This is a genomic window from Nonomuraea sp. 3N208 (genome assembly GCF_052245935.1).
Classification (GTDB): Bacteria; Actinomycetota; Actinomycetes; order Streptosporangiales; family Streptosporangiaceae; genus Nonomuraea.
The window spans coordinates 136,788-162,323 of the sequence record NZ_JBQQBR010000005.1 but is presented as its reverse complement, the minus strand read 5'-3'; the positions used below and the strand labels follow the sequence as shown (position 1 = coordinate 162,323).

Below are 25,536 nucleotides of genomic sequence, written 5' to 3'. Positions count from 1 at the left end.
CGGTGGCGTTTGCGGGGAGTTCCTGACTGCCTGTCAAGGAGCTCTTGGCGGCAATTGGTCCGTGTGGTTATCAGATCGGTGACGACATCGGCGTTGTCACCACCCGCGTGCCCCTGACCGCTCACACTGGCGAAGTGATCGCCGGACTTCGGCGGTCGCAGGTGCAGAGCTCGAGACGGGATGGGCAACGACTGTGATCCGCTGGCGTGATCCACGTGCGCCGCTGACCGCCGTGATTGCGGCAGGCATGGTGGTGCTCGCTGCCGCGTTCGTCAAGGACGAACAGGTCCTGATCGCCGGAGCGATCGCCGGAGGCCTGGCGGCGCTGGCCGCCGCCGCCTCCTTGCTGGTCGTCTCGCTGAGGTCGGCCGGGCACCGCCCGACGGCGATGGGGGCGCGCTGGATGGGCGGCGGCGCCGTCATCTGGGGCGCCGGCATGGCGCTGCGTCCCTTCGCCGAGAGCCTCGTCGCCGGCTTCGCCGACTTGTTCGTGTTGCTCGGCGCCGTGGTCACCGCGGGCGGCGCGCTGATCGCGGCCGATCGCAAGCTCCCGGCCAAGGCCGTGTTGCGGCATATCAGCGACGCCTATCTGTGCGCCGCTTCGCTCTTCCTCATCGGATGGGTGGTGCAGCTGCGCCACGTGTACGCCGCGGCCGACCCGCCGGCGTTCACGCTCGTCATGCTGCCGCCGATGGTGGCGTTGCTGGTGACGTGCGCCGTGATCCCGTCCGTGCTGACCAGCAGGTCCTCTTCCTGGCTGCTCGGCCTGGCAGGCACCGGGGTGCTCGCCACCATGACCGTGGCCGCCCTGGCCGCCGGGGTGGCGCGCCTGGACGGCGGCGCGCCGCCGACCTGGACCGTCATGCTGGTGCCCGTGGCGTTGCTGCTGCTCGCCGCAGTCCCGTGGGCGCCGCGGGTCAGGGAGGCGGGCGTGCTCGTCGCCAGGAACGTCGTCGCGATGGTCCCGCTGGCGCTGGTCGCCGTGGCGGCCTGCACGCTGCTGGCCCACTTGGCCGGAGGGCGGGCCGCGCAGCCCGTCTCCGGCGTCGTGGTGGTCGCGGTCTCCGTGGTGCTGCTCCTGCTGGTACGCCTGTTCGTGGTGTCGGCGGCCAATATGCGCCTGCGCGGCCTGGTCAGGCTCGGCGAGCGGCAGCTCAGGGAGCTGGCCGAGAGCTCGGGCGACGTGGTGTTCCTGTGCGACTACGAGGGCGTCGTACGTGAGATCGGCCCCGGGGTCGAGGTCACGTACGGCTACCGCCCCGACGAGCTGGTCGGCGGGTCGATCTTCGACTACATCCACCCCGAGGACGTGCCCGGCATCCAGGTGGCGATGCGCGCCATGCACCTCGACGAGGACAACGCCGCCCCGGGCGCCTGCCTGATCGCCTGCCGGGTACGCGCGGCCGACGGCACCTGGCGCCCCACCGAGTCGGTCGCCACCCGCCATGTCGGCGGCGACGAGCTCATGCTGGTCACGACCAGGGACGTCAGCGACGAGGAGGCCCTGCGCAACCAGGTCGCCCACCTGACCTTCCACGACGGCATCACCGGTCTGCCCAACCGCGCCTACTTCGAGGAGCGCACCCGCGAGGTGCTGACCGGGCGCACGTCCGGTCAGGTCGCGGTGATCTTCCTCGACCTCGACGGGTTCACCTCGGTCAACGACTCGGTGGGGCACGCCAGCGGCGACTACCTGCTCGGGCAGGCGGCCCGGCGGCTGCGTGGCGCCGTGCGCGCCGACGACACGCTCGCCCGGTGGGGTGGCGACGAGTTCGCGGTGCTGGTGGAGACCGGCGGCGAGGCGCAGGTCGCGGTGGATCTGGCCGAGCGGCTCGTCCGGGCGGTCTCGCAGGAGCCGTTCCGGGTGGCCGACCGGGACGTGGCGCTGACCGCGAGCGTGGGCGTGGCGTTCACCGAGGACGACACGCCGGCCGGCGACCTGCTCCGTAACGCGGATGTCGCCATGGCGCGCTCCAAAGAGCTGGGCGGGCGGCGGGTGGAGGTGTTCGCCGCGCACATGCACGCCGACGTCGTACGCCGCCTGGAGCTGGCCGCCGACCTGCAGCGGGCGCTGATCGAGCAGCAGTTCGCGATCGAATACCAGCCGGTGGTCGACCTGTCCACGTCGCGGGTGACCGCGGTCGAGGCGCTCGTACGGTGGTGGCGCGGGTCGGTGTTCGTGCCGCCCGAGCAGTTCCTGGGCCCGGCCGAGGACACCGGCCTGATCGTGCCGCTGAGCGAGTGGATCCTGCATGAGGCGTGCCGCGAGGTCGCCGCCTGGCGGGCCTCGTCCTGGGACATCGGGTTGTCGCTCAACCTGTCGGCCCGCCAGATCACCGCGCCCCGCTTCGTCGAGACGGTCGAGGAGGCGCTGGCCGAGAGCGGGCTGCCGGCGTCCGCGCTCACCCTCGAGGTGATCGAGGAGATGCTCGTCGAGGACGCGGAGGAGACGATCAGGCGGCTGTCGGAGCTGCGCGCGCTCGGGGTGCGGCTGGCCATCGACGACTTCGGCACCGGCTACGCGTCGCTGGCGTTCCTCCGGCAGCTGCCGGTCGACATGATCAAGATCGATCCGTCGTTCGTGGCGGGGCTCGGCAGGGACGACACGCTGACGCTGCTCACGCGGACGATCGTGCGACTCGGTCACGACCTCGGGCTGACCGTGGTGGCCGAGGGCATCGAGCGTCCCGAACAGCTGGAACTGCTGCGGAAAATGGGCTGCACCAGCGGCCAGGGCTTCCTCGTGGCCCGCCCGATGGCGGCGCGCGGGGTCGACTCCCTGATGCGGACTAGTCTCACTGTTTGAGACTTGTGTCCACGAAGTTGACATCAGGGCGTTCAGAGCGGCTATCGTGGGGCCATGCTTCGCAGTGAGATTCTCGTAGTACTTCGCCGGCGCGCAGGCCGATAGCGAAGCACCACGACCTGCGCGCCGCCCCAGACCCACCGCCGTCCGGTGGGAAGGGGCATTTTTTATGTCCTAAGCGAGTAGCCACGCAAGGAACGAGCCGATGACCGAACGCATGACAGGTGCACAAGCCCTGGTGAGGGCGTTGGAGCACGTGGGAGTCGACACCGTGTTCGGGATCCCTGGCGGCGCCATCCTGCCCGCCTACGATCCTCTCTACGACTCGACCAAGGTCCGGCACGTGCTTGTACGGCACGAGCAGGGCGCCGGGCATGCGGCCGAAGGCTATGCCCAGGCCACGGGCAAGGTCGGGGTCTGCATGGCGACCAGCGGTCCCGGCGCCACCAACCTGGTGACGCCGATCGCGGACGCCTACATGGACTCGGTGCCGATCGTGGCGATCACCGGACAGGTGGCCAGCAAGGCGATCGGCACGGACGCCTTCCAGGAGGCCGACATTTCCGGCATCACGATGCCGATCACCAAGCACAACTTCTTGGTCACCGACGCGGCGGACATTCCGCGCACGATCGCCGAGGCGTTCCACATCGCCGCGACCGGCCGGCCCGGCCCGGTGCTCGTGGACATCTCCAAGGACGCGTTGCAGGCCGAGACCACCTTCTCCTGGCCACCGGTGATGCAGCTGCCGGGCTACCGCCCGGTGACGCGGCCCCACTCGAAGCAGATCCGCGAGGCGGCCAAGCTGATCGCCGAGTCCAGGCGGCCGGTCCTGTACGTCGGCGGCGGCGTGCACAAGGCCCGCGCCTCGGCCGAGCTGCTGGAGCTGGCCGAGCTGACGAACATCCCGGTCATCACCACCCTGATGGCGCGCGGCACGTTCCCCGACAGCCATCCGCAGCACATGGGCATGCCGGGCATGCACGGCAGTGTGTCGGCCGTCGGCGCGCTGCAGCAGTCCGACCTGCTCATCGGCCTGGGCGTGCGCTTCGACGACCGGGTGACCGGCCACCTGCCGTCGTTCGCGCCGTACGCGAAGGTCGTGCACGCCGACATCGACCCGGCCGAGATCTCCAAGAACCGCCACGCCGACGTGCCGATCGTCGGCGACTGCAAGGAGGTCATCACCGACCTCATCGCCGCGATCCGGGCGTCCGGACAGAAGGGCGACTACGCCGACTGGTGGACGGTGCTCAACGGCTACAAGGAGACCTACCCGCTGGGGTACGAGGAGTTCGAGGACGGCTCGCTGGCTCCGCAGTACGTGATGGAGCGGCTGAGCGCGATCGCCGGACCGGACACGTACTACGTGGCCGGGGTCGGGCAGCACCAGATGTGGGCCTCTCAGTTCATCGACTACGAGCACCCGGGCACGTTCATCAACTCCGGCGGCCTCGGCACCATGGGCTTCGCCGTGCCGGCCGCGATGGGCGCCAAGATGGGTCGCCCGGACGCCATGGTGTGGGCCATCGACGGCGACGGCTGCTTCCAGATGACCAACCAGGAGCTGGCCACCTGCGCGCTGGAGGGTGTGCCGATCAAGATCGCCGTCATCAACAACGGTAACCTGGGCATGGTCCGCCAGTGGCAGACGCTCTTCTACGAGGAGCGATACTCCAACACGGACCTGCAGAAGACGCGCCGGATCCCGGACTTCGTGAAGCTCGCCGAGGCCTATGGTTGTGTGGGTCTGCGGTGCGAGCGTCCCGAGGACGTGGACGCCGTCATCAAGAAGGCCATGGAGATCAACGACGTGCCTGTCGTGGTCGACTTCGTCGTCCACCAGGACGCGATGGTCTGGCCCATGGTCGCGGCAGGCACCAGCAACGACGACATCAAGATCGCCCGGGACATGGCGCCGAAGTGGGAGAACGAGGATGAGTAGACACACGCTGTCCGTGCTTGTCGAGAACAAGCCGGGCGTGCTGGCGCGCGTGTCCGCGTTGTTCAGCCGGCGGGGGTTCAACATCGACTCGCTGGCCGTCGGGCCGACCGAGCACGACGACATCTCGCGCATCACGATCGTCGTCAGCGTCGAGGACCTGCCGTTGGAGCAGGTCACCAAGCAGCTCAACAAGCTCGTGAACGTGCTCAAGATCGTCGAGCTCGACCCGTCGCAGTCCGTGCAGCGCGAGCTGATGCTGATCAAGGTCAAGGCCGACGCCGAGAACCGCTCGCACGTGCTCGAGCTCGTCCAGCTCTTCCGCGCCCGCTGCGTCGACGTGGCGGCCGATGCCGTGACCATCGAGGTCACCGGCACTCCCGACAAGCTCGACGCGTTCATCAAGGTCCTCGAGCCGTTCGGGATCAAAGAACTCGTCCAATCGGGCATGGTGGCCATCGGCCGCGGCGCCCGTTCCATCACTGACCGGTCCCTCAGGGCACTGGACCGTACCGCCTGAAAGGTTTTGAGCAAGTGACCGAGATTTACTACGACGACAAGGCCGACCTGTCGATCATCCAGGGACGCCACGTGGCCGTGCTGGGGTACGGCAGCCAGGGCCACGCCCACGCGCTCTCCCTCCGGGACTCCGGCGTGGACGTGCGCGTCGGCCTGCCCGAGGGCTCCAAGAGCCGCGAGAAGGCCGAGAACGACGGGCTGCGGGTCGTCACGCCGGCGGAGGCCGTCGAGGAGGCCAACGTCACGATGATCCTCGCGCCGGACCACATCCAGCGCCACCTGTACGCCGATCACGTCGCCCCCAACCTCGTCGAGGGCGACGCCCTGTTCTTCGGCCACGGCCTGAACATCCGCTACGGCCTCATCGAGGCGCCCGAGGGCGTGGACGTGTGCATGGTCGCCCCGAAGGGCCCCGGCCACCTCGTCCGCCGTCAGTTCGAGGCCGGGCGCGGCGTGCCGTGTCTCGTGGCCGTCGAGAAGGACGCCTCCGGCAAGGCGCTGGACCTGGCGCTGTCGTACGCGAAGGGCATCGGCGGCACCCGCGCCGGCGCGCTGCGCACCACGTTCAAGGAAGAGACGGAGACCGACCTGTTCGGCGAGCAGGCCGTGCTCTGCGGCGGCGTGTCCGAGCTCATCAAGGCCGGCTTCGACACGCTGATCGAGGCCGGCTACCAGCCGGAGGTCGCGTACTTCGAGTGCCTGCACGAGATGAAGCTCATCGTCGACCTGATGTACGAGGGCGGCATCTCCAAGATGTACTGGTCGGTCTCGGACACGGCGGAGTACGGCGGCTACACCCGCGGCCCGCGCGTGATCGGCGACGAGGCCCGTCAGGAGATGCGCCGCATCCTGGGCGAGATCCAGGACGGGTCGTTCGCGCGGGAGCTCGTGGATGAGTTCGACAGCGGCCAGAAGAAGTTCACGCAGTACCGCGAGGAACTGGCCGAGGACCCGATCGAGAAGACGGGCGCCAAGCTGCGTCCGATGATGAGCTGGCTGAAGGCCTAGTTCACCGGGCAGTACGGGTGGGCGTTTCGCGCGCCCACCCGTTGCCTATTTCCCAAGCGGGCCGGCGGGATGGTCTCGAGGTTAGCCGAGACGTGGCCGGTGGCCGTCGAATGTGCGGATCGCGTCGTCGGGGCTGACCTGGGTGCCGTGCTCGAACTCGGCCGTGAACGCTTCATCCCCGAGGGTTTGGCGCAGCCTCGCGGTGATGCGCTCCACATCGCCTCGTTCGGCGGGCGGCAAGGGCGCGCCGACCGATTCGCGCAAAGCCGCAGCGGTGCCCAGCAGCCGCGCCGCCCGCGACGGATCCGCGGTCATTGCCCCGGCCAGACCCTCGAAGGCGAGGGCCACGGCTCGGGGATCGCCGATCTTGCGGGCGGAGGCGAGGCCGTCCAGGTGGAGTTTCATGGCGGCTCCGGGGTCGCCGCGCTGTTCCGTGGCGAAGCCCAGCTCGGCCAGGACCAGGGCCAGACCGGGCTCTCCTTCCACGCCTCGTAGCCAGTCCACCCATTTGGCCAGGTGGGATTCGACGAGTTCGGGCTTGCCCCTGCGGCGGGCGCTCAAGGCTAGACCCATCTCGGCGAAGTGCTCGGCGACCTTGTGGGACTGCTCGGCGGCCAGGCGCATCGCGCGCTGGTGGTAGGTGTCGGCCGCCGCGAGATCGCCCGTCAGCAGGGCGATCCTGCCGAGCCCCGACAGCCGGAACGACGCCTCGCCCCAGAGGGCGAGGTCCTCGGCCATGCGCAGGCCCTCGTGGTGCAGCCGCGCCGCCTCGGGATAGTCGCCGGCGATCTCGGCGAGCTCGGCGAGAGTGTTGGTGGCCTTCACCCGGCCCCACCGGTCGCCGAGCTCGCGGAAGAGATCGTCGCTCTCCAACGCGTCACGGTGTGCGGCGGCCAGATCGCCTCGGGCGCGGGCGATCGTGGCCCGCACGCTCAGCGCGGCGGCCACGCCCCAGCGGTCGTCCAGCTCGCGGAAGGCTTCGAGAGCCTGTCCGATCAGGGCGGCGGTGTCGGCCAGGTCGGTGAATCCGCGGTAGGCGTAGCCGAGGAACCATTGGGCCCTGGCCCGTGCGCGCGGGTCGGAGATCTTTTCGTACGTGGTGATCGCCGTCCGGGCGTCCGGATCTGTGCCGCCGCTCATCAGCAGTGTCACGCCGGCCCGCCAGGCGGCGACGCAGGCGTCGTCGCGTACGCTCAGCGCCACCAAGTCCAGCGCGCGTCGGGCCTCGGCCAGGCGGCCGCCCAGGAGCCAATACCAGATGAGCGCGTTGACCAGGCGGGTCGCACCATCGCTGTCGGACAGCCGGACCGTCGTGTCCAGGGCGGTGCGCAAGTTGGCCCATTCGCGGTTGAGGCGTTCCAGCCAGAGCCGCTGGCCGGGACCGTGGAGCTGCGGGGCGGCGCGTTCGGCCAGGGCGGTGTAGTGGCGCAGGTGCCGCCGGTGGATTTCGTCGTACTCGCCTGCCTCCCGCAGGCGCTGGAGGCAGTATTCCCGGACCGACTCCAGCAGGTGGTAGCGGGGGCCGTCCGGGCCGTCCACCATGACCACGAGCGAGCGGTCCACCAGGCGGGCCAGCACGTCTATCCCGTTCAGCGCGGCGACGTCCTCGGCCGCAGCCAGCGTGCACCCGTCGGCGTGCACGCTCAGTCTGCGCAGGGCCACGCGTTCGGTCTCGGTCAGCAGTTCCCAGCTCCAGTCGATCATCGCGCGAAGGGTACGCTGCCGGGCCGGGGCGCCACGCCTGCCCGCCACCAGCACGCCGAATCGGTCGTCGAGCCGAGCGGCCAGCTCGTGCACCCCGAGCGCGCGCACGCGAGCGGCGGCCAGCTCCAGGGCGAGCGGGATCCCGTCCAGGCGTCGGCAGATCGCCGCCACGGCCGCCGCGTTGCCGGGGCGGAGCTCGAAGCCGGGCGCTGCGGCCGCGGCGCGGGTCACGAACAGCTCCACGGCCCCGAACCGGCCCAGATCCGCAGGCCCCGCAGCCGGGTCCGGGAGCTCCAGCGCGGGCACGGCCCACAGCCGTTCACCGGGGATGTCCAGGGGATCCTGGCTGGTGGCGAGAACACGCAGGCCGGGCGCCGCCCGCAGCAGCGCCTCGGCCACGACGGCGATGGACTCGACCACGTGCTCGCAGTTGTCCAGCACGAGCAGCAGGTCCTTCACCCGCAGAGCCTCGGCCAGCCGCCCCAGCGGGTCGCCCACGGCTCCCGCCTCGACGCCGTCACGATCATTGTGGCCGGCGGCATGGATGCCTCGATCGTCGTCGCGGATGCCGAGGGCCGAGGCCACCACGCCGGCCACGGACGCAGGGGAGTCGCCGGAGGCCCGATCGAGACCGGCCAGCTCCACCAGCCAGGCACCGCCGGCCAGACCGCCCTCCAGCTCTCGAGCGATCTTGAGCGCGAGCTGGGTCTTGCCGACCCCGCCCGGTCCCGTGAGCGTGACCAGCCGATCCGACCGCAGGAGTGCGCGCACCTGGGCCACCGCTTCTGCCCTGCCGATCAGCTCGGTCAGAGCCGCGGGCAGGTTGGTACGCGGCCGCGTCGCGACGGCGGCGCCCTCCAGCGCCGGCTCCTGCCGGAGTATCGCCTCGTACAAGGCCACCAGCTCTGGACCGGGGTCCAAACCGAGCTCGTCGACCAGCCGCTCGCGTAGCCCGGCGTAGCTCGCCAGCGCCTCGCTCTGTCGTCCGGACCGGTAGAGGGCGCGCATGTGCAGGGCACGCAGCCGCTCGCGCATCGGGTGCCGGACCACCAGATCGCCCAGCTCGCCGACCAAGTGGCCATGCTCGCCGAGCGCCAGCCGGGCCTCCGCGTGCTCCTCCAGCGCGGCCAGGCGTTCCTCCTCCAGCCGGGCCGCCACCGGCCTGGCGAAGTCGGCGTCGGCGAAGTCGGCGTACGCCGGTCCCCGCCACAGCGCCAGCGCGTCGGCCAGCAGGGTGGCCCGCTCCCGTACGTCGCCCGTCGCCCTGGCCCGGGCGACCAGGGACGCGAACCGGCCCGCGTCCACGGCCTCGGGCTCGAGCCGCAGCAGGTAGCCCGGCGGCTGCGACACCACCAGGCCGCGGCCGCCCGGCTCGGCGCTCTCCAAGGCCCGGCGCAGCTGGGACACCCTGGTTTGCAGGGTGCCGGTGGGGTTGCGCGGCAGCCGCTCGCCCCACAGATCGTCGATCAGCCGGTCGGCCGACACGGGGCGGCCCTCGTACGCGAGCAGGTCGGCCAGCAGCGCCCGGACCTTCGCCTCGGGGATGCGTACGGGCCTGCCGTCAGCCGTCCAGACGGCCAGCGGGCCGAGCACCCCGAAACGCACACCGTCAGCCTAAAGGCGGCCTGCAGAAAACCCGAAGTCGCCCGGATCAAAGTGGAGACGTCAACCGATCTGCCAAAGGAAGAACGATGAGCGTCAATCGTGAGATCCGGCTCGCCTCCCGCCCCGTCGGCGAGCCAGGGCTGGAGAACTTCGAGCTGGTCGAGGTCGAGGTACCGGAGCCGGGCGAGGGCCAGGTCCTCGTGCGCAACACGTGGATGTCGGTCGACCCTTACATGCGGGGCCGGATGAACGACGCCGCGTCCTACATCCCGCCGTTCCAGCTCGGTGTCGCGATGGAAGGGAGCGCGATCGGCGAGGTGGTTGCCTCCCGGGCCCCGGAGATCCCGGTCGGGGCGACGGTGTCGCATTTCCTGGGCTGGCGCGAGTACGCCGTGCTGGACGCCGCCGGGGCAGCCGTCGTCGACACCGGCCTCGCCCGGCCGCAAGACTACCTGGGCGCGCTGGGGACGACCGGCCTGACCGCGTACCTCGCCGTCGCCGAGATCGCGCCGGTCAAGGAGGGTGACGTGGTCTTCGTCTCCGGCGCCGCCGGCGCGGTCGGCAGCGTCGCCGGGCAGCTCGCCCGCAAGCTGGGCGCCGCCAAGGTGATCGGCTCGGCCGGGGGACCGGAGAAGGCCAAGAAGGTCGCCGAGGACTTCGGCTTCGACGCCGCCATCGACTACCGGGCCGAGTCGCCGGCCGAACGGCTCGCACCCCAGGGCATCGACGTGTACGTCGACAACGTCGGCGGCGATCACTTGGAGGCCGCCATCGGCGCTCTGAAGACGCACGGCAAGGTCGCCCTGGTGGGAATGATCAGCCAGTACAACGCCATCGGGCGCGTGCCCGGCCCGAGCAACATCTACGACCTGGTCACCAAGAGGCTCACGGTCCGCGGCGTGCTGGTGACCGACCATCTTGACCGCTTCCCTGAGTACATCGCGAAGGCCGCGCCGTGGCTCGCCGACGGCAGCCTGCGTACCGCGGAGACGGTGGTCGAGGGCCTCGAGAAGGCTCCGGCCGCCTTCCTCGGTGTGCTGCGCGGCGCCAACACCGGCAAGATGCTCGTCCGCCTGGCCGGCCCGACGCGAGGATGACGACATGTCCACCCGCATGACGCTCGCGGAACGCGAGACTTTCCTGGCCGGCACGCACATCGGCGTGCTCAGCGTCCCTGATGGCCGCGCGCCGCTGCTGATCCCGATCTGGTACGCCTACACGCCCGGCGGCGAGATCAGGATCAGCACGCCGTCCGGCAGCCGCAAGCTCGGCCTGATCCAGGAGACCGGCTACGTGGGCTTCGCCGCGCAGCAGGAGGAAATGCCGTACAAGTTCGTCTCCGTCGACGGCCCTGTCGTCGCCTACGAGGCGACCGACCCGGAGGAGTACCGCGGATGGGCGATCCGATACCTCGGCCCTTCACAGGGGGAGCGGTTCTTCGAGGCGATCAGGAATGATCTGTCGGAATGGGTCACGGTCCGGATCCGGCCGGAGCGGTGGCGCACGTTCGACTTCGGCAAGGAGTTCGGCTGACCGCTGCGTTCCGCACGCCAGTGCATGCAGTACCCGCCCGGCCCGGCTCCATCACCGCTGCCGGGTTCCTCGCGGGGTATGTTCACCCAGTGCGGTGAGCTTCGCCGGCGGCGGGCTGGTGGTCGCGGTCGATGTGGTCGGCGTGGTAGAGGCCCTCGGTCAGGAGACGGCGTACGTGCTCGTCCGCCGCTCTGTAATACACGAAGGTGCCCTCGCGGCGCCCCTTGACCAGCCCGGCCAGGCGAAGTTTGGCCAGGTGCTGGCTGACGGCGGTGGGGGCGGCGTCGGCGAGCTCGGCCAGGCAGGCGACGGACGACTCGCCCTGCAGCAGCGCCCAAAGGATCTTGATGCGGGTCGGGTCGGAGAGCAGCCGGAACGACTCCGCCGCCAGGTGCACCTGTTCCTCATTCGGCATGTCGAAATCGGGCAGCGACGTGTGCATGCCGCCAGCATAGCCGCCGAGCTCATTACTTGCGTATCTGCGTGAATGCGCATATACGATGCCATGGTGACCACAGAGTTGAGAGTGCGCCCTACCGACGCCATCCCGCCGACCGGGGCCGTGACGTGGTGGCGGACCGGGGCGGGATCGCTGCCCGAGGTCCGCTGGGCGGTGGCCGCCACCGCGTTGTTCGCGGCCGGAGGCGTCGCGCAAGTGGCCGGGGCGCCGTCGTGGACCTGGTGGGCGCTCTATCTTGCCTGCTACGCCGCCGGAGGCTGGGAGCCAGGCCTGGCCGGGCTGCGGACGTTGCGGGACAAGACGCTGGACGTCGATCTGCTGATGGTGGTGGCGGCGATCGGGGCCGCTGCGATCGGGCAGGTCTTCGACGGCGCGCTGCTCATCGTCATCTTCGCCACCTCGGGCGCGCTGGAGGCCGTCGCCACCAAACGCACTGAGGACTCCGTACACGGACTGCTGAACCTGGCCCCCGAGCGGGCCACCCGCGTGACCGAGACGGGTGACGAGGAGATCGTCGACACCGCCGAGCTGGAGGTCGGCGAGATCATCCTGGTACGGCCGGGGGAGCGGATCGGCGCCGACGGTGAAGTCGTGGCCGGCGCCAGCGACGTCGACCAGGCCACCATCACCGGCGAGAGCCTGCCGGTGGACAAGCGACCCGGCGACGAGGTGTTCGCCGGCACCCTCAACGGCGTGGGCGTCCTGCGGGTACGGGTGACGCGTCCGGCGGCCGGGACAGTGATCGCCCGGATCGTGGCCATGGTGGAGCAGGCCAGTGCCACGAAGGCGCGTACCCAGCTGTTCATCGAGAAGGTCGAGCAGCGCTACTCCGTCGCCATGGTCGCCGCGACCGTCGCGTTGTTCACGTTGCCGTTGTTGTGGGGCGTTCCGCTGCAGGAGAGCCTGCTGCGGGCGATGACCTTCATGATCGTGGCCTCGCCCTGCGCCGTGGTGCTGGCGACCATGCCGCCGCTGCTGGCCGCCATCGCCACCGCCGGGCGGCACGGCGTGCTGGTCAAGTCCGCCGTGGTCATGGAGCAGCTGGCCGCCGTCACCCAGGTCGCCTTCGACAAGACCGGCACGCTGACCGAGGGTCGGCCGTACCTGGCCGAGGTCCGCGTGCTCTCCGGTACGCGAGAGGGCGTCCTCACGCTGGCCGCCGCTGCGGAGGAGGGATCGGAGCACCCGCTCGGCCGCGCCGTCGTCCAGGCGGCCCGTGAGGCGGGTCTGGCCTGGCCCACGGCGGAATCGTTCGAGGCGGTGCCGGGGACCGGCGTACGGGCGCGTGTCGACGGAAAACTGGTCGAGATCGGCAGCCCCGCCGCGCTCCTGCCCCCTGCGCATCCTGGGAACCGGCAGATCGGCGAGTCGGAGGAGGGCTTCGGTGGGTGCAGCTCGGTGGTCGGGGAGCTGGAGGACGGCGGGCACAGTGCCGTGGTGATGCGTGTGGACGGTGTGCCCATCGCCGTGCTTGCCCTCGCCGATCGCACGCGGCCCGGCGCGGCGGCCGCCGTCGCCCACCTGAAGGCCGTGACCGAAGCCCGGCCGGTGCTGCTGACCGGCGACAACCCGCGAGCGGCGGGCCGGGTGGCCGCCCAGGTCGGGATCGCCGACGTGCGTGCCGGACTGCTGCCCGAGCACAAGGTGGCGGCGGTCCGCGAGCTGCAGGAGCGGGGCGCGCAGGTGGCGCTGGTGGGCGACGGCGTCAACGACGCCCCGGCGCTGGCGTCGGCCCACACCGGCATCGCGATGGGCCGGGCCGGGTCCGATCTCGCCCTGGACACGGCCGACGCGGTCATCACGCGCGACGAGCTGGCCGCCGTACCGGCCGTGCTCTCCCTGGCCCGGCGGGCCCGCCGCCTGGTCGTCGCCAACCTCGCCATCGCCGGCGCCTTCATCGCCGTGCTGGTGGCCTGGGATCTGTTCGGCGAGCTGCCCCTGCCGCTCGGCGTGGCCGGGCACGAGGGCTCCACCATCATCGTCGGCCTCAACGGCCTGCGCCTGCTCCGGGACGCCGCCTGGCGCCGCGCCGCCCGCCCCCTCCAACCTCAGGTGATCGAGACGAGGCGGCCGTAGGCGATGGTGTTGTTCGGATAGTGGCCGCTCGTGCGGTCGAAGTCGCCGCCGCAGGTGATCAGCCGGATGGCCGGGTACGCCACGTCGCCGTAGACCCGCTGGGTCGGGAAGGCGTCCTTGCGTACCGACTCCAGCGCGTCGAGCTGGAACGTGGCGACCCTGCCGTCGGCACGCGTCACCCGTACGCGATCGCCCCGGCGCAGCTCGCCGAGCCGGTAGAAGACGGCCGGGCCGTCGGCGGTGTCCACGTGGCCGACGATCACGGTGGGGCCGGCGGTTCCCGGGGCCGCGCCCCGCTCGTACCAGCCCGTCTGATCGGCCTTCGACAGGGGCGGGACCTCCAGCGTGCCGTCGGAGTTGAGGCCCAGTTTCATGACCTTCGCCCGTACGCCGATCCCGGGGATCTCCACGCGGACCGGGGGTGAGGCGGGGATCCGCGGAGTCGCGGCCACCGGAACGGGGGCGGCGGTGGCGGGAGCCGGGACGGCGGGCGCCGCGGACCGGGGCCACGACGACATCGCGATCAGAGCGGCGGCGCCGAGCACGGCGGCGATGGCGGGCAGCACGACGCCACGACGGGCACGAGATTTGGACAAAAAGGCACCTAGCTCGGATCAAGGAGGAGACAGGCGGTTTCCGTGCGATGCAACTGTATATGAGCTGATAGGCCCTCTTTAGGGGTTAAAGAAGGGTAAAGGGTGTGGTAGATTGCCTTTTGCTCGCTGACCTGGGCGTTTGCTCCATCAGGCGATAGATCCATCTCCTCACCCCACTTCGCCTGAAAGCGCCCACGTGACCACCCATTTGCGGGCCGTCGCGCGACCGACGTCGCGCCGTTACGACGGCAAGACAAGCCTGCCCTGGACGCCGATCGACCGGATGCGGGTCACGGCGTTGATCCCCGCCCACAACGAGGCCGGGCAGATCGCCGAGAGCATCGACTCGCTGCGCTTCCAGACCCGGCCGCCGGATCGCGTCATCGTGATCGCCGACAACTGCTTCGACGCCACCGCCGACATCGCCCGTGGTCGTGGCGCCGAGGTGTACGAGACCGTGGGCAACGTGCACAAGAAGGCGGGCGGGCTCAACCAAGTGCTCGACCGGCTGCTGCACTTCCTCGGTCCCGACGACGCGATCCTCGTCATGGACGCCGACTCGGCGCTGGACCGGGGCTTCGTACAGGCCGGGCTCGCATACCTGAGCGGCGGCCGCTACGCCGCTGTCGGCGGCACCTTCACCGGCAAGGACGGCGGCGGGTTCGTCGGCATGCTCCAGCGCAACGAGTACGTCCGCTACGCTCGCGACGTCCGCCGGCTTCAGGGCAAGGCGCTCGTACTGACCGGGACCGCCACCCTCTTCCGCGCGCTCACGTTGCAGCAGGTCGTCGCCGCACGGAGGGCCGGTCGCCTGCCCGGCGCGGGCCACGTGTACGACGTCCGCGTCCTCACCGAGGACAACGAACTGACGCTGGCCATCCTCCACCTGGGCCTGCGCATCCTGGCGCCCAGGGAATGCACGCTGACCACCGAGGTCATGCCCACCTGGCGCGAGCTCTTCCGCCAGCGGTTGCGCTGGAAGCGCGGCGCGCTGGAGAACCTGACCGACTACGGGTGGACGAAGGTGACCCGGCCCTACTGGGGACGGCAGTTGCTCTCGCTCATCGGCGTCGTGGTCGTCTTCCTCTACTTGGGAACCGTTGTGGGGTCCATCGCGGTGACGGGAGACCTGCGGATCCAGCCCGTATGGGTCGCCATCACCGTGATCTTCATGGTCGAACGCGTCGTGACCGTACGCGCCCGCGGTCCCCGGCAGATGCTCCTGGCCGGGCTGTTGTTCGTGGAGATGGTCTTCGACGTATTCCTGCAGATCGTCCAGGCGAAGGCCTTCTGGGAGGCGGCCTGGCACAGAGAAAGGAAATGGTGAGAATGTACAACAATCTGCCGATTGGGGGCGTGGCGGCCGGTTTCGGGGGTCTCATGTCCGCTCCATTCGCCGGCTTCAACGCGATCTGGATCGGGCTGGCGATCTTCACGCTCGTCTCCGCGGGTCTCGCCGTCAAGCGGATCATTCCCAAGCGCGAGTCCTGAACCCCTGGAGCGCCGCCTCTCACGCCGAGGGGCGCTCACTCACAGCGGTTGAGCGGTGTTTGGGCGGGCTGACAGCATGGCCGCCGATGAGATCGTACGCTCGGCTCTTCGACGAGATCGCTTCCGCACACGACACTTCCGACGGAGGTCAGATATGAGTGACATGTCGTGTGTTTTCTGCCGCATCGTCGAAGGGACCGAACCTTCGCAGACGATTTACGAGGATGACCGCACCGTCGCAGGCGCCCGGGATCAACCTGTGGCATGCGAGCGGTGAGACCGCCTGGCAGAGCGTCTTCCATTTCCACGTCCACGTGGTGCCCCGCTACACGACCACGGATCTCACACCGCCGTGGACGGAAATCGAGCTTCCGGTCGCGTCACTGCGCGGACTGGCGGAAGAAATCCGCGGCAACGCGTAGCAATACCGCTTGGCTCGAACAAGTTGACTAACGATCTTAGATGCACAAGATTGTTCGCGTCCCTCTGGACCGTCCCAAGGAAACGCAGATGAAGCGAACAATCGTCGGTGTCGCCGTGGTAGCGGGCGTGGCCTTAGCGGCCGCCCCCGCGCAGGCAGCGCCCAAGGTCGACCCGGTGAAGGCGCTCAAGGCCGAGCTGGCGCCGGGCAAGGCCGTCAATGTGCTGGCCACGGCGAAGGTGACCTACTCGCCGGGCCAGGTCGCCACGTCCGAGCTCGATGGCACGATCGGGTTCGGCACGCGCGGCGTTGTCGCCTCCGATGTGGCCCACACCCTGCGCTACAGCCCGGATCTGCTGCGCAGGATGATGAAGGCGAAGCCGGAAGAGACCGAGGCGCTGCAGCAGTCGTCCACCAGGATGATCTCTGCTGGGGACGTGAGCTACGTCTCCGGGCCGGTGGTGGAGGAGGCGTTGCGGCGGGCCGATGCGAGCTGGGTGCGTTATGGAGGGGCGGAGGTGCCGGCCGGCAACCTGCTGCTCGCGGTGCTGGAGCCGGACACGCTCAAGACGCTGCTGGCCGAGCGCACCTCCCTGCGCGACGGGGTGGTGAAGGGGTCCATCACGACCAAGAAGCTCGCCTCGGTGTCCGATGCCTTCGTCGAGCGGTTCGGGGCACCCTCGAAGAAGAGCCGGGTCGGCAAGATCTCCTACACGATCTGGCTCGGTGAGAACGGCCTGATCCAGCGCGTGTCCGCCAAGGGTGTGCTGCCGGCGGGAGACAAGGGCTCGGTCCAGGTCGAGTCGGAGACCAGGTTCATGGACTGGGGGCGTCAGGTCACCGTGCTGCTGCCTCTGCAGGGGGACGTGATCGACCAGAGGGAGGTCGAGGATGACGCTCCCGCCGGTGTTCCGGGGATCTGGAATTAGATAGCTCCCGGTCGTGGCGGGCAGATGGGTACGCCATGACCACAAGCACCATGGCACCGGTCGCGCACAGGACGATCGACATCGACGGAATCGAGATCTTCTACCGCGCGGCCGGGCCGCCGGACGCGCCGGTTTTCCTGCTGTCACACGGTTACCCTTGCTCCTCGTACGAATTCCGCAACCTCATGCCCGCACTCGGCGACCGATGGCGGCTGATCGCGCCCGACCTGCCGGGCTTCGGCTACAGCGGAACGCCCGACCGCACCGCCTTCTCCTACACCTTCGACGGCTACGCCGGCTTCCTGGAACGCTTCACGCACGCCATGGGACTGTCGCGGTACGCCATCTACCTGCACGACTACGGCTCCCAGTTCGGCCTGCGCTTGGCCATGCGTGCCCCCGAGCGGGTCACCGCGCTCGTCATCCAGAACGGCGACATCTACGAGGACGAACTCGGGCCCAAGTACGGCTGGCTCAAGGAGTTCTGGGCGAACCCGACGCCGGAGGGCCGGGCGAAGCTCGCCGGAAACGTCACGGAGGAGGGCTTCCGTGATGAGTTCGCCGGCGAGCTGCCCGAGCACCTAGCTGTCCGGGTGAGCCCGGACCTGTGGAAACTGCACTGGGCGCTGATGGACACCCCGCAGCGCCGCGCGAACGTCGCCAGCCTCTTCGAAGACCAGGCGACAACGCTCGAATGGTTCCCGAAACAGCAGGCCTACCTGCGCGAGCACCGCCCGCCGACGCTGATCGTGTGGGGCCCGCACGACGGCTACATGCCTGAGGGCGCCGCCAGGGCGTACCTGCGTGACCTGCCGGACGCCGAGCTGCACCTGCTCGACGCCGGCCACTGGGCGCTGGAGACCAACCTGGCAGAGATCGTCCCGATCGTCCGCGACTTCCTGGGCCGGGTTCTCACGTAACCGGGCCGCGCCAGTCGAACGGCACGTCCGGCGTGGTGGCCACGACCCGGCCCGCCGCGTCATAGGCCGTCACGGTGGGGCGAGGGGTGTCGACGTAGTCGGCCATCTCGCCATGCTGGTCCTTGCGGGAGACGGTGCCGGCGGGCGTCCTGGCGATGAAGAAGCCGTTGCTCACGACGGCGTCCGTGGGCTTCCCGACGGCCCAGTCGATCGTCACCCGCCGCACCGAAGGACCGACCCGGCCGGCGACCACGAGGGCATAGTTGTCCTGGTGCTTGGGGTCCGGGGCCCACCAGTACTGCACGGCGTACCTGTCCACGATGAGCGGATCGGTGGCGCTCGCCAGGTTCCCCGGAGCCCTGTTGCCCCAGTAGGTGAACACCGGAGGATCAGGCGTCTCGGCGCTCGGCGTGCACAGGACGAAGCCCTTCGTGCTGCCGACCAGGGCGGTGTAGCCGTTCTTGTCCCGGTACTCCGCCAGCACGCGGAAGTCCGCCGACGTGCCGTGTGCCGGGTCTCGCCAGTAGGGGTTGACATTGACGGAGGGGCCGCCGGCGGGCATGCAGACGCGTACGGCCTGGATTTGCCTGGGGGTGTTGGCCGGCAGTTGGTGGGTGGGCGGGTTGGCGACTTTCGCCGTCATCTGCTCCCCGTCGAGTGTGACGAAGACGGCGCCGGCGACCAGGGCGGTGGCGGCGGCCGCGAGCGTCCACGACAGGCGGCGGCGGTTCGACGATCGGGTGGTCGCGCGGGCGGCGTAGGCGTGCGGGTCCACTGGGCGGGCCTCGCCGGCCATGCGCCGCAGCTCCTCGGCGATGGTGTGTTCGTTGACGGTCGTCATGTCAGGCCTCCAGGGTGACGGGCTCGCCGACCAGCTGGCGCAGCCGGGCGATCGCCTGATGCGTCTGGCTGCGTACGGTGCCGACCGAGCAGCCCATGATCTTGGCGACCTCCGACTCCGAGAGGTCCTCGTAGTAACGCAGCACCAGCACCGCCCGCTTACGCACGGGCAGCGCACGCAGCGCCTGGCCGAGGGTGATGCGGGTGTCGACCTCGGCGGTGCGGTCGCCGGTAGCCCGCTCGGGCACCGTGTCCACCACCCGCTCGCGGCCCCAGCGCGGGCTGCGCCAGCGGCCGACCTGCTCGTGGTACATCACCCGCCGCACGTACGCCTCCGGATTGCTCCGGATGCGCCGCCAGTGGCCGGCCGTCTTGGCCAGCGCCGTCTGCAGCAGGTCCTCGGCGGCGTGCTGGTCGTCGGTCAAGACGTACGCGAGCCTGATCAAGCTGTCCGAGCGGGCGGCCACGAACTCGGCGAAGTCGTGTTGCTGGTCGGGATGCACGAGTCTCCTTGGGAACGGGTCTCGCCCTGTATAGATGCGGCCGGCATCAAGGATCTATGGCACGCGTCAAGACGTCATCTGTCGATATTTACTTCGTTATATCGTTCGATATAGCATCCGACTCATGATGATGAACGCGCGTCGCGCCGCCCCAGGAGGGTTCGGCCCCACGGGGCGCTTCTTCGGCCCGGGCGAGCTCCGCCTGGCCGTCCTCGCTCTGATCGCCGAGCAGCCCGGCCACGGCTACCAGGTGATGAGCCGCCTGGCCGACCGGTTCAACGGCACCTACGAGCCGAGCGCCGGCTCCATCTACCCCACACTCCAGTTGCTGGAGGACGAAGGCCTCGTCCGTGTCGAGCAGGCGGACGGCCGCAAGGTCTACCACGTCACCGACGAGGGCAGGCAGGCCGCCGAGGAGCAGGTGGACGAGATCGGGCGGCTCTGGGGCCGGGCGGCCAGCAGGAGCGAGTGGGGGATGTTCCGCGAGCCCGAGGCCGCCGAGATCGTCGGCCCCGCGCTGCGCCTGGTGAAGGCCGCCGTGAAGGCGCTTCACCATGCCCACCACGACCCCGAGGTGGTCGAGCGCATCCAGGAGGTCTTCATCGAGGCTCGCCACCGCATCGAGGAGCTCGACCCCAGGGGGAGGCGATGAGGCAGACCATGGCCCGCAGGCTGCTCGACCGGATGTTCGTGGCGGGAGAGATCGTCGAGGTCGAGCAGGTGGCCACCCGCATGCGGCGGATCAGGATCGGCGGCGAGGCCCTGGCCGGTCTGGCGTGGACGCCGGGTCAGCACGTGCGGGTGCTGATCGGCGACGGTCGGGGCCTGCTGGGTGGCGTGCTGCGCACGTACTCGATCTGGCGGCACGACCCCACCTGGGAGGCGCTCGACCTCATCGGCTACGACCACGGCGGCGACTCCCCCGGCGCCTCCTGGGCCAGAAATGCCGCGCCCGGCCAGGAGATCTCCTTCACCAGGCCGGAGGGCGGCTTCGTGGTGCGGGAGGGGTCGTACCACGTGTTCGCGGGGGAGGAGACGGCCTCGGTCGCGTTCGGCGCGATGGTGCGTGACCTGCCCGAGGACGCGGCCGTCTACGGCGCCGTCGAGGCCGAAGGGCCGGGCGACCACCTGGAGCTGCCCAGGGAACTGGTGCGGGTGTGCAGGAACGGCGCGCCGGCGGCCGGATCGCAGACCCTCGTGGACGCGGTGCGGAAGCTGGACCTGCCGGACGAGCCCGGCGTCGCCTACCTCGCCGGCGAGGCACGCACGATCCAGGCCGTCCGCGCCCACCTCGTCAACGAGCGCGGCTGGTCGCGCAGGGACGTACACACGAAGCCGTTCTGGGTCCCGGGCAGGCGAGGCCTCGACTGAGTCGACATGGCCATGATCCGTGATAATAATACCGGTATAGTTATTCGCCGGATGCGGAGGAGTTGCCGTGATCGAGCTGAAGACCGCCGGGGAGATCGCCGCGATGCGGGAGGCGGGCCGGGTGGTCGCGGCCATCCACGCCGCGGTGCGCGAACGGGCCGCCGTCGGGGTGTCGCTGGCCCAGCTCGACGAGGTGGCGCGGACGGTCATCGAGGAGGCGCGGGCGGGGGCGTCGTTCCTGGGGTACCACCCGGCGTTCGGCGCCACCCCGTACCCGGGCGTGATCTGCACGTCCGTGAACGGGGTCATGCTGCACGGCCTGCCGACGCCGTACCGGCTGCGCGACGGCGACCTGCTCAGCGTGGACTGCGGCGCGTACGTGGACGGGTGGCACGCCGACGGCACGGTGAGCTTCACGATCGGCGAGCCGCGCGCGGAGGACCTGAAACTGATCAAGGTGGCCGAGGAGACGCTCGCGGCCGGCATCGAGGCGGCCGTGCCCGGCGGAAGGATGGGGGACATCGGCCACGCCATGTCCACGGTCGGTCGCGGCGCCGGATACGGCATGCAGAACGACTTCGGCGGCCACGGCATCGGGCGGGCCATGCACGAGTCGCCGTTCGTGCCCAACGAGGCTCGCAGGGGACGGGGCCTGCTGCTGCGACCCGGACTGGTGATCGCGATCGAGCCGAGCCTGATGGCCGGGGGTGGCGACGGCTACTACATGGCCGATGACGGCTGGTCGGTGTGCTCGGCGGACGGCAGCAGGAGCGTGCACGTCGAGCACACGGTCGCCGTCACTGCCGACGGCCCGGTCGTTCTCACCTTGCCCTAGCGATCGTGGTCATCCGGCGGTCATGAAAGAGGCGGGTCTTCCTCGCCTGAGCACATCTATTCGCCAAGAAGGATGATCTTTGGCACCTCTTCTCTCAGCTGGCGTGTTTTTGCAGGTCAAGAGAGAAATGCGGGTGTTTGTTGAGAGAGGGCGAAGGGCAGATCTTCTCGCGATAGCTACGGAGAGTAGTCGATAGGTATCAAGGAGATTCGACATGTACAGACAAGGGCTCGTCCTGCTCGGTCTCGTCGGCGGGATGGTCACGTTCGGCGGCTCCGCGCTAGCTGCGACACCCAGCGTCACCGCCGAGTCGATCCAGACGGACATTCTGCCCGGACTGGAGAACGGGACCGGGGAGGGGACGACCACCACCATCGGCGACCGGAACAACTTCGGTAGCGACGACGACCTCGTCGAGCTGGACGCCGTGAACGATCTCCTCGGCGTCCTCTCCATCCTGAGCCGCTGACCCAAACGCGTACGAAGGGGACCCGTCTTCTGGCGGGCCCCCTTCGCCGTGCTCAGGGCTCGCACTCCTCGGCCCTCCGGGTCATCCCCGGCCTGAAGTGAAGGCCGAGGCTCTTTACTGACCTTCGGTAAACCGGATCCCAAGCGGTGCGTTGGACGTGCGGGCCCGGCCGCGGTCCTGTGTGCGGGGGGAGGCGCGGCCGGGCCCGCTGGAAGGGGAGCGCTGTGGGCGTGCGGTGGGAAACCGGCTAGGGGTGTGGCCGGTGAAAGCCCTGCGCTCCCGTGGCTCTCAGCGGGTCCTCTCAGTGGGTCCCGAAGTCCTGGGTCCAGGTCGGGCCCTTGGTGTTGTGCCCGACGCCGATGTGGGTGAAGGCACAGTTCATGATGTTGGCGCGGTGGCCGGGGCTGTTGAGCCAGGCCCTGACCACGGCGGCGGCGGTGGGCTGGCCCTTGGCGATGTTCTCGCCGGCCCTGGTGAAGGCGAAGCCCGCCACCCTGATGCGCTGGTCGAACGTGCGGCCGTCGCGCGAGTCGTGGTCGAAGTAGTTGTTGGCGGCCATGTCCGCCGAGTGGCGTTCGGCGGCCAGGTGCAGCTTGCGGTCATGGACGAGGGGGCGGCAGCCGTTCTTGGCTCGAGCGGCGTTGGTGAGCCTGACGACCGAGGTCTCCGCCGTCGAGGCGAAGCCTCGGCTCGCGGCCGGGCGCCCGCACGACAGCTTCACTGAGCGGGACGTGTTGACCCGGCCCTGCGCGTCGAGCGCGACGACGTAGTAGCGGCGCGCGGTGGCGGTACAGGTGGCGCCGGCGGTGATCCGGCCGTTGCCGATGATCTGGGAGCCGCTCTTGACGATGCGGTCGGGGCCGGTGACGGCCACCGTGATGCGTACTCGGAGACGGGCCTGGTCCGCGCAGCCGGTCCGGACGGCCGTGCCGCGGACCTTGCCCTTGGAGACGAACGGCTTGACCGCGACGACCCGGCATGCTTGCTGATTGGCCTGGGGTTGAGCCGTCGCCGCCTGCGCACGCGCTTCCGCGGACACGGGGAAGCTCAATGCCGCCAGACTCCCGACACAGGCCAATGCCTGGAGCGGTCTGCGCATTTTGTCCTCCGAGTACGAGCTCGACACTGCGTCGAACCCGCATTCTGGCCCTCCTAAGTCCGCCATGTCCTGAAAAGTTGCGGCATACCTGGAGCTCCAAGTAGCCGAATCGTGATCAGGTGCCGTGCCGGCCCAGGTAAACCGTCGCGGCTCCCTGGGCGTCAGGGAGCCGCGACGGGCGGCTAGCACTGTACGGGCTTCAGCCACGAGCACTCGAGGTCGCCTGCCGTGGCGTCGTTCGCCGAGCGCAGCTGGGCCGTGGTGTTGACCGGGTTGGCGCGGGAGAACTGCGCCAGCCGGATCGCGATCTTGTCCTCGATGTCCTTCGGCGAGCCAGACAGGTACTGGTTCAGCATGATCGAGAAGATCAGCGGCTCGCCGTCGGCGCTCGTGACGTACCCGGACAGCGACGTCACCCCGGTCAGCGAGCCGGTCTTGGCGCGGACGTTGTTCGCGGCCGGCGTGTTACGCATCCGGTTGCGCAACGTGCCGCCCACGAAGCGGTCGGCGTTGCCGGCGATCGGGAGCGACTCGTACCAGGTGGGGAACCACGGCTTGCCGCGTACGGCGGTCAGCAGCTGCGCGATCGAGCCGGGCGAGAACCCGTCGCGGCGCGACAATCCGGAGCCGTCCCGCATGTTGATCACCTGTACGCCGTTCGCCTTGGCGAAGTCGGTGCTGACCTTGAGCCCGGCCGACCACGTGCCCTGGCCGGCGACCTTGCGGCCCATGGCCTTGGTGAGGATCTCGGCGTGGATGTTGTTGCTGAGCTTCATGAACGGCACCAGCAGCTCGCCCAGCGTCATCGACTCGTGTGCGGCCAGCTCCTTCGCCCCTTCCGGGGTGGCCGCGGCCACGGTCGGGCCGAGGACCTTGACGCCGTGCTCGGCCAGCGACTTGCGGAACAGCGAGGAGACGTACGCGGTGGGATCGTCCACGGCCACCCACTCCTGGTACGGGGTCGCCACCGTACCGGTGATGACGACCGTCCGGGTGCCGTGCTGCCGCTCGATGAGCACGTCGGTCTGCGTGCCCACGGTGGCCTTGTTGACGATCTTCAGGTAGTCGGTCTGCGGCGTCGTGGTCACCTTGACCGTGTCGCCCTCGGCGGCCACGGCCACGATCACGGAGCCCGCGTCGTAGTCCCGGTCCGGCGAGGCGGTCAGCGCGGAGATCGGCGCCGCGTAGTAGGCGGTCTCGTCGTCCCACGACCAGTCGTTGCCGAGCCGCTGGGAGTCGAACCACGTGTCGTCGGCCACCAGCTTGCCGGTGACGACCTTGATGCCCTCCGCCGCCACCTTCGCGGCCAGCGCGTCGTAGTCCTCGGCCAGCATGGTCGGGTCACCGGTGCCGCGCAGCACCAGATCGCCGGTCAAGAGCGAGCCGGCCTTGCGGCCGGTGTTCAGGACGGTGGTGGAGAAACGATAGTCGAGGCCGAGCGTCTCCGCCGCAGCGGAGGCGGTGAAGAGCTTGGTGTTGGACGCGGGGATGAGCAGCTTGCCGGCGTCGGTGGCGTACAGCTCCTCGCCGGTCGCGGCGCTCTTGACCACGACGCCCGCTCTGGCGATCGTGAGCCGCGAGTCGCTGAGGATCTGGTTGATGTCCTGGGCCAGGTCGGCCACGCCGGCCGAGGGGTCGAGGGCGACGGCGGGGGAGGTGGGGCTGGACGCCCACGCGAGGGCTGCGACGAGCGCGCCCGCGACGAGGGATGCTGAGGTGCGCCGCATGGGATCTCCAAAGGGCTGAGGGTTCGCCATCAGATCATGAACCAGCCCCGCCATCCTGCAATCCGCAAATATCCGTATTTGCCGCCCATCCGCTGCGCCTCAGGCAGGCACCTCACTCAGGCAGAGGGCTGGCCTGCGGTCAGGAGGAAGCCGCAGTCGCCGAACGAGATCTCGTCGCCCGATCTGACCCGGGCGGGCCCCACGAGCCGCCACCCGTTCAGCCGCGTGCCGTTGAGTGATCCCAGATCGACGAGCATCCACCCGCCATCGTCATCCCGCCGCAGCTCGGCGTGCACCCGGGACACCGTCAGGTCGGCCAACACGAGATCGCAGGCCGAGCCCCGCCCCACCACATAGCGCAGCCGGTCGTCATCGGGCAGCGCCAGCCGGGGCAGCCGCGGCCGTCGCCAGGCGGACTGCAGCTTGGTGGTGAACTCGGAAACAGTGGCCACCGCGTCGGTCAGCCGTTGCCTGATCGTCGGGCGCTTCGGTAAGTCGGCGACCACCTCGTCGAGCTCCCACCGGTTGCGGGCCCGCAGCACTTGGTCCACGCGCCCGACAAAGGTGTCATGGGAGATCCGGCCCTCTACGGCACGGTGTTTGAGCTCGTCGATCGCACGGTCACGTTCCCCGTCGGATGCGCGAAAGGGCGGATGGGTCGAGCTCATGTAGCGAGTATCGG

24 protein-coding genes are annotated in these 25,536 nt (G+C 69.8%); 16 read left to right on the top strand and 8 right to left on the bottom strand.

All coding sequences use genetic code 11. From position 1 onward, the window contains the following. Nucleotides 1-193 precede the first annotated feature (193 nt). The 4 genes from ACTWPT_RS08975 to ilvC all read left to right on the top strand — a co-directional run bounded on the left by ACTWPT_RS08975 (nt 194) and on the right by ilvC (nt 6,275). Entirely contained in the window at nt 194-2,806 is a 2,613-nt protein-coding gene (locus ACTWPT_RS08975) for an EAL domain-containing protein (protein WP_443176796.1), read from the top strand. Between the two features lie 205 nt (nt 2,807-3,011). Further along, nucleotides 3,012-4,751 (top strand): acetolactate synthase large subunit, encoded by a 1,740-nt coding sequence (locus ACTWPT_RS08970; protein ID WP_443176795.1) that lies wholly within the window; start codon nt 3,012-3,014, stop codon nt 4,749-4,751. Beyond that, entirely contained in the window at nt 4,744-5,268 is a 525-nt protein-coding gene (gene ilvN / locus ACTWPT_RS08965; RefSeq protein ID WP_443176794.1) for an acetolactate synthase small subunit, read from the top strand. The genes ACTWPT_RS08970 and ilvN overlap by 8 nt, the downstream gene beginning before the upstream one ends. A 23-nt stretch (nt 5,269-5,291) precedes the next feature. Then, a complete protein-coding gene (gene ilvC, locus ACTWPT_RS08960; RefSeq protein WP_443177001.1) occupies nt 5,292-6,275 on the top strand; it encodes a ketol-acid reductoisomerase in 984 nt (327 codons plus the stop codon). A gap of 81 nt (nt 6,276-6,356) precedes the next feature. Here the strand turns inward: ilvC and ACTWPT_RS08955 are convergent, their stop codons facing one another. After that, complete coding sequence (locus tag ACTWPT_RS08955) at nt 6,357-9,584, bottom strand: BTAD domain-containing putative transcriptional regulator (protein ID WP_443176793.1); 3,228 nt, start codon at nt 9,582-9,584, stop codon at nt 6,357-6,359. Between the two features lie 86 nt (nt 9,585-9,670). Here ACTWPT_RS08955 and ACTWPT_RS08950 point away from each other — a divergent pair, with 86 nt between their 5' ends. Together ACTWPT_RS08950 and ACTWPT_RS08945 are read left to right on the top strand one after the other, a co-directional pair. Further along, complete coding sequence (locus ACTWPT_RS08950; RefSeq protein ID WP_443176792.1) at nt 9,671-10,681, top strand: NADP-dependent oxidoreductase; 1,011 nt, start codon at nt 9,671-9,673, stop codon at nt 10,679-10,681. Nucleotides 10,682-10,685: 4 nt separating this feature from the next. Next, nucleotides 10,686-11,117: a pyridoxamine 5'-phosphate oxidase family protein gene (locus ACTWPT_RS08945; RefSeq protein WP_443176791.1), complete on the top strand. Its 432-nt coding sequence runs from the start codon at nt 10,686-10,688 to the stop codon at nt 11,115-11,117. A gap of 82 nt (nt 11,118-11,199) precedes the next feature. Here the strand turns inward: ACTWPT_RS08945 and ACTWPT_RS08940 are convergent, their stop codons facing one another. Beyond that, entirely contained in the window at nt 11,200-11,559 is a 360-nt protein-coding gene (locus ACTWPT_RS08940; RefSeq protein ID WP_443176790.1) for an ArsR/SmtB family transcription factor, read from the bottom strand. Nucleotides 11,560-11,622: 63 nt separating this feature from the next. Between ACTWPT_RS08940 and ACTWPT_RS08935 the strand changes: the two genes are divergently transcribed. Then, nucleotides 11,623-13,653 carry a heavy metal translocating P-type ATPase gene (locus tag ACTWPT_RS08935; protein WP_443176789.1) on the top strand — a complete coding sequence of 677 codons (2,031 nt, stop codon included), beginning with the start codon at nt 11,623-11,625 and terminating at the stop codon, nt 13,651-13,653. Here ACTWPT_RS08935 and ACTWPT_RS08930 read toward each other — a convergent pair. Beyond that, on the bottom strand, nt 13,626-14,249 hold the full coding sequence (locus tag ACTWPT_RS08930; protein WP_443176788.1) for a class F sortase: 624 nt from the start codon (nt 14,247-14,249) through the stop codon (nt 13,626-13,628). The genes ACTWPT_RS08935 and ACTWPT_RS08930 overlap by 28 nt on opposite strands. 196 nt (nt 14,250-14,445) lie before the next feature. Between ACTWPT_RS08930 and ACTWPT_RS08925 the strand changes: the two genes are divergently transcribed. The 5 genes from ACTWPT_RS08925 to ACTWPT_RS08905 all read left to right on the top strand — a co-directional run bounded on the left by ACTWPT_RS08925 (nt 14,446) and on the right by ACTWPT_RS08905 (nt 18,010). Then, nucleotides 14,446-15,576, top strand: coding sequence for a glycosyltransferase family 2 protein (locus tag ACTWPT_RS08925; RefSeq protein WP_443176787.1), 1,131 nt, complete (start codon nt 14,446-14,448; stop codon nt 15,574-15,576). 2 nt (nt 15,577-15,578) lie between these two features. After that, nucleotides 15,579-15,740 (top strand): hypothetical protein, encoded by a 162-nt coding sequence (locus ACTWPT_RS08920; RefSeq protein ID WP_443176786.1) that lies wholly within the window; start codon nt 15,579-15,581, stop codon nt 15,738-15,740. A 224-nt stretch (nt 15,741-15,964) separates the two neighbouring features. Beyond that, entirely contained in the window at nt 15,965-16,162 is a 198-nt protein-coding gene (locus ACTWPT_RS08915) for an HIT family protein (RefSeq protein WP_443176785.1), read from the top strand. Nucleotides 16,163-16,250: 88 nt separating this feature from the next. Next, on the top strand, nt 16,251-17,090 hold the full coding sequence (locus ACTWPT_RS08910) for a hypothetical protein (protein WP_443176784.1): 840 nt from the start codon (nt 16,251-16,253) through the stop codon (nt 17,088-17,090). A 35-nt stretch (nt 17,091-17,125) separates the two neighbouring features. Continuing rightward, nucleotides 17,126-18,010: an alpha/beta fold hydrolase gene (locus ACTWPT_RS08905; protein WP_443176783.1), complete on the top strand. Its 885-nt coding sequence runs from the start codon at nt 17,126-17,128 to the stop codon at nt 18,008-18,010. Here the strand turns inward: ACTWPT_RS08905 and ACTWPT_RS08900 are convergent. Continuing rightward, on the bottom strand, nt 18,003-18,851 hold the full coding sequence (locus tag ACTWPT_RS08900; protein WP_443176782.1) for a hypothetical protein: 849 nt from the start codon (nt 18,849-18,851) through the stop codon (nt 18,003-18,005). The two genes, ACTWPT_RS08905 and ACTWPT_RS08900, sit on opposite strands and share 8 nt — an antisense overlap. Nucleotide 18,852: 1 nt before the next feature. Further along, nucleotides 18,853-19,353 carry a SigE family RNA polymerase sigma factor gene (locus tag ACTWPT_RS08895; protein ID WP_443176781.1) on the bottom strand — a complete coding sequence of 167 codons (501 nt, stop codon included), beginning with the start codon at nt 19,351-19,353 and terminating at the stop codon, nt 18,853-18,855. A gap of 124 nt (nt 19,354-19,477) precedes the next feature. Between ACTWPT_RS08895 and ACTWPT_RS08890 the strand changes: the two genes are divergently transcribed. The 4 genes from ACTWPT_RS08890 (at nt 19,478) to ACTWPT_RS08875 (ending at nt 22,028) form a co-directional block, all read left to right on the top strand. Continuing rightward, nucleotides 19,478-20,005, top strand: a complete 528-nt coding sequence (locus ACTWPT_RS08890; protein ID WP_443176780.1) for a PadR family transcriptional regulator — start codon at nt 19,478-19,480, stop codon at nt 20,003-20,005. Next, nucleotides 20,002-20,724 (top strand): siderophore-interacting protein, encoded by a 723-nt coding sequence (locus ACTWPT_RS08885; RefSeq protein ID WP_443176779.1) that lies wholly within the window; start codon nt 20,002-20,004, stop codon nt 20,722-20,724. Before ACTWPT_RS08890 ends, ACTWPT_RS08885 begins: the two co-directional genes overlap by 4 nt. A gap of 67 nt (nt 20,725-20,791) precedes the next feature. After that, nucleotides 20,792-21,559 (top strand): type I methionyl aminopeptidase, encoded by a 768-nt coding sequence (gene map, locus ACTWPT_RS08880; protein WP_443176778.1) that lies wholly within the window; start codon nt 20,792-20,794, stop codon nt 21,557-21,559. A gap of 214 nt (nt 21,560-21,773) precedes the next feature. After that, on the top strand, nt 21,774-22,028 hold the full coding sequence (locus ACTWPT_RS08875; RefSeq protein ID WP_443176777.1) for a hypothetical protein: 255 nt from the start codon (nt 21,774-21,776) through the stop codon (nt 22,026-22,028). A 301-nt stretch (nt 22,029-22,329) separates the two neighbouring features. Here the strand turns inward: ACTWPT_RS08875 and ACTWPT_RS08870 are convergent, their stop codons facing one another. From ACTWPT_RS08870 to ACTWPT_RS08860, 3 genes are all read right to left on the bottom strand, one after another. After that, entirely contained in the window at nt 22,330-23,067 is a 738-nt protein-coding gene (locus ACTWPT_RS08870; protein ID WP_443176776.1) for a CAP domain-containing protein, read from the bottom strand. 242 nt (nt 23,068-23,309) lie between these two features. Continuing rightward, nucleotides 23,310-24,854 carry a D-alanyl-D-alanine carboxypeptidase/D-alanyl-D-alanine endopeptidase gene (gene dacB, locus ACTWPT_RS08865; protein WP_443176775.1) on the bottom strand — a complete coding sequence of 515 codons (1,545 nt, stop codon included), beginning with the start codon at nt 24,852-24,854 and terminating at the stop codon, nt 23,310-23,312. Between the two features lie 116 nt (nt 24,855-24,970). After that, the gene (locus ACTWPT_RS08860; RefSeq protein ID WP_443176774.1) at nt 24,971-25,522 is read right to left on the bottom strand and encodes an FHA domain-containing protein; all 552 of its coding nucleotides are present in this window, start codon (nt 25,520-25,522) and stop codon (nt 24,971-24,973) included. Between the last annotated feature and the right edge of the window lie 14 nt (nt 25,523-25,536).

Excerpts from the sequence above, each read along its gene's own strand:
- ACTWPT_RS08970 (WP_443176795.1), top strand. The coding sequence starts at position 3,012 with ATGACCGAACGCATGACAGGTGCACAAGCCCTGGTGAGGGCGTTGGAG.
- ilvN (WP_443176794.1), top strand. The coding sequence starts at position 4,744 with ATGAGTAGACACACGCTGTCCGTGCTTGTCGAGAACAAGCCGGGCGTG.
- ACTWPT_RS08950 (WP_443176792.1), top strand. The coding sequence starts at position 9,671 with ATGAGCGTCAATCGTGAGATCCGGCTCGCCTCCCGCCCCGTCGGCGAG.
- ACTWPT_RS08945 (WP_443176791.1), top strand. The coding sequence starts at position 10,686 with ATGTCCACCCGCATGACGCTCGCGGAACGCGAGACTTTCCTGGCCGGC.
- ACTWPT_RS08940 (WP_443176790.1), bottom strand. The coding sequence starts at position 11,559 with ATGCACACGTCGCTGCCCGATTTCGACATGCCGAATGAGGAACAGGTG.
- ACTWPT_RS08935 (WP_443176789.1), top strand. The coding sequence starts at position 11,623 with ATGGTGACCACAGAGTTGAGAGTGCGCCCTACCGACGCCATCCCGCCG.
- ACTWPT_RS08920 (WP_443176786.1), top strand. The coding sequence starts at position 15,579 with ATGTACAACAATCTGCCGATTGGGGGCGTGGCGGCCGGTTTCGGGGGT.
- ACTWPT_RS08915 (WP_443176785.1), top strand. The coding sequence starts at position 15,965 with ATGACCGCACCGTCGCAGGCGCCCGGGATCAACCTGTGGCATGCGAGC.
- ACTWPT_RS08910 (WP_443176784.1), top strand. The coding sequence starts at position 16,251 with ATGAAGCGAACAATCGTCGGTGTCGCCGTGGTAGCGGGCGTGGCCTTA.
- ACTWPT_RS08905 (WP_443176783.1), top strand. The coding sequence starts at position 17,126 with ATGACCACAAGCACCATGGCACCGGTCGCGCACAGGACGATCGACATC.
- ACTWPT_RS08900 (WP_443176782.1), bottom strand. The coding sequence starts at position 18,851 with ATGACGACCGTCAACGAACACACCATCGCCGAGGAGCTGCGGCGCATG.
- ACTWPT_RS08890 (WP_443176780.1), top strand. The coding sequence starts at position 19,478 with ATGATGATGAACGCGCGTCGCGCCGCCCCAGGAGGGTTCGGCCCCACG.
- ACTWPT_RS08885 (WP_443176779.1), top strand. The coding sequence starts at position 20,002 with ATGAGGCAGACCATGGCCCGCAGGCTGCTCGACCGGATGTTCGTGGCG.
- ACTWPT_RS08875 (WP_443176777.1), top strand. The coding sequence starts at position 21,774 with ATGTACAGACAAGGGCTCGTCCTGCTCGGTCTCGTCGGCGGGATGGTC.
- dacB (WP_443176775.1), bottom strand. The coding sequence starts at position 24,854 with ATGCGGCGCACCTCAGCATCCCTCGTCGCGGGCGCGCTCGTCGCAGCC.
- ACTWPT_RS08860 (WP_443176774.1), bottom strand. The coding sequence starts at position 25,522 with ATGAGCTCGACCCATCCGCCCTTTCGCGCATCCGACGGGGAACGTGAC.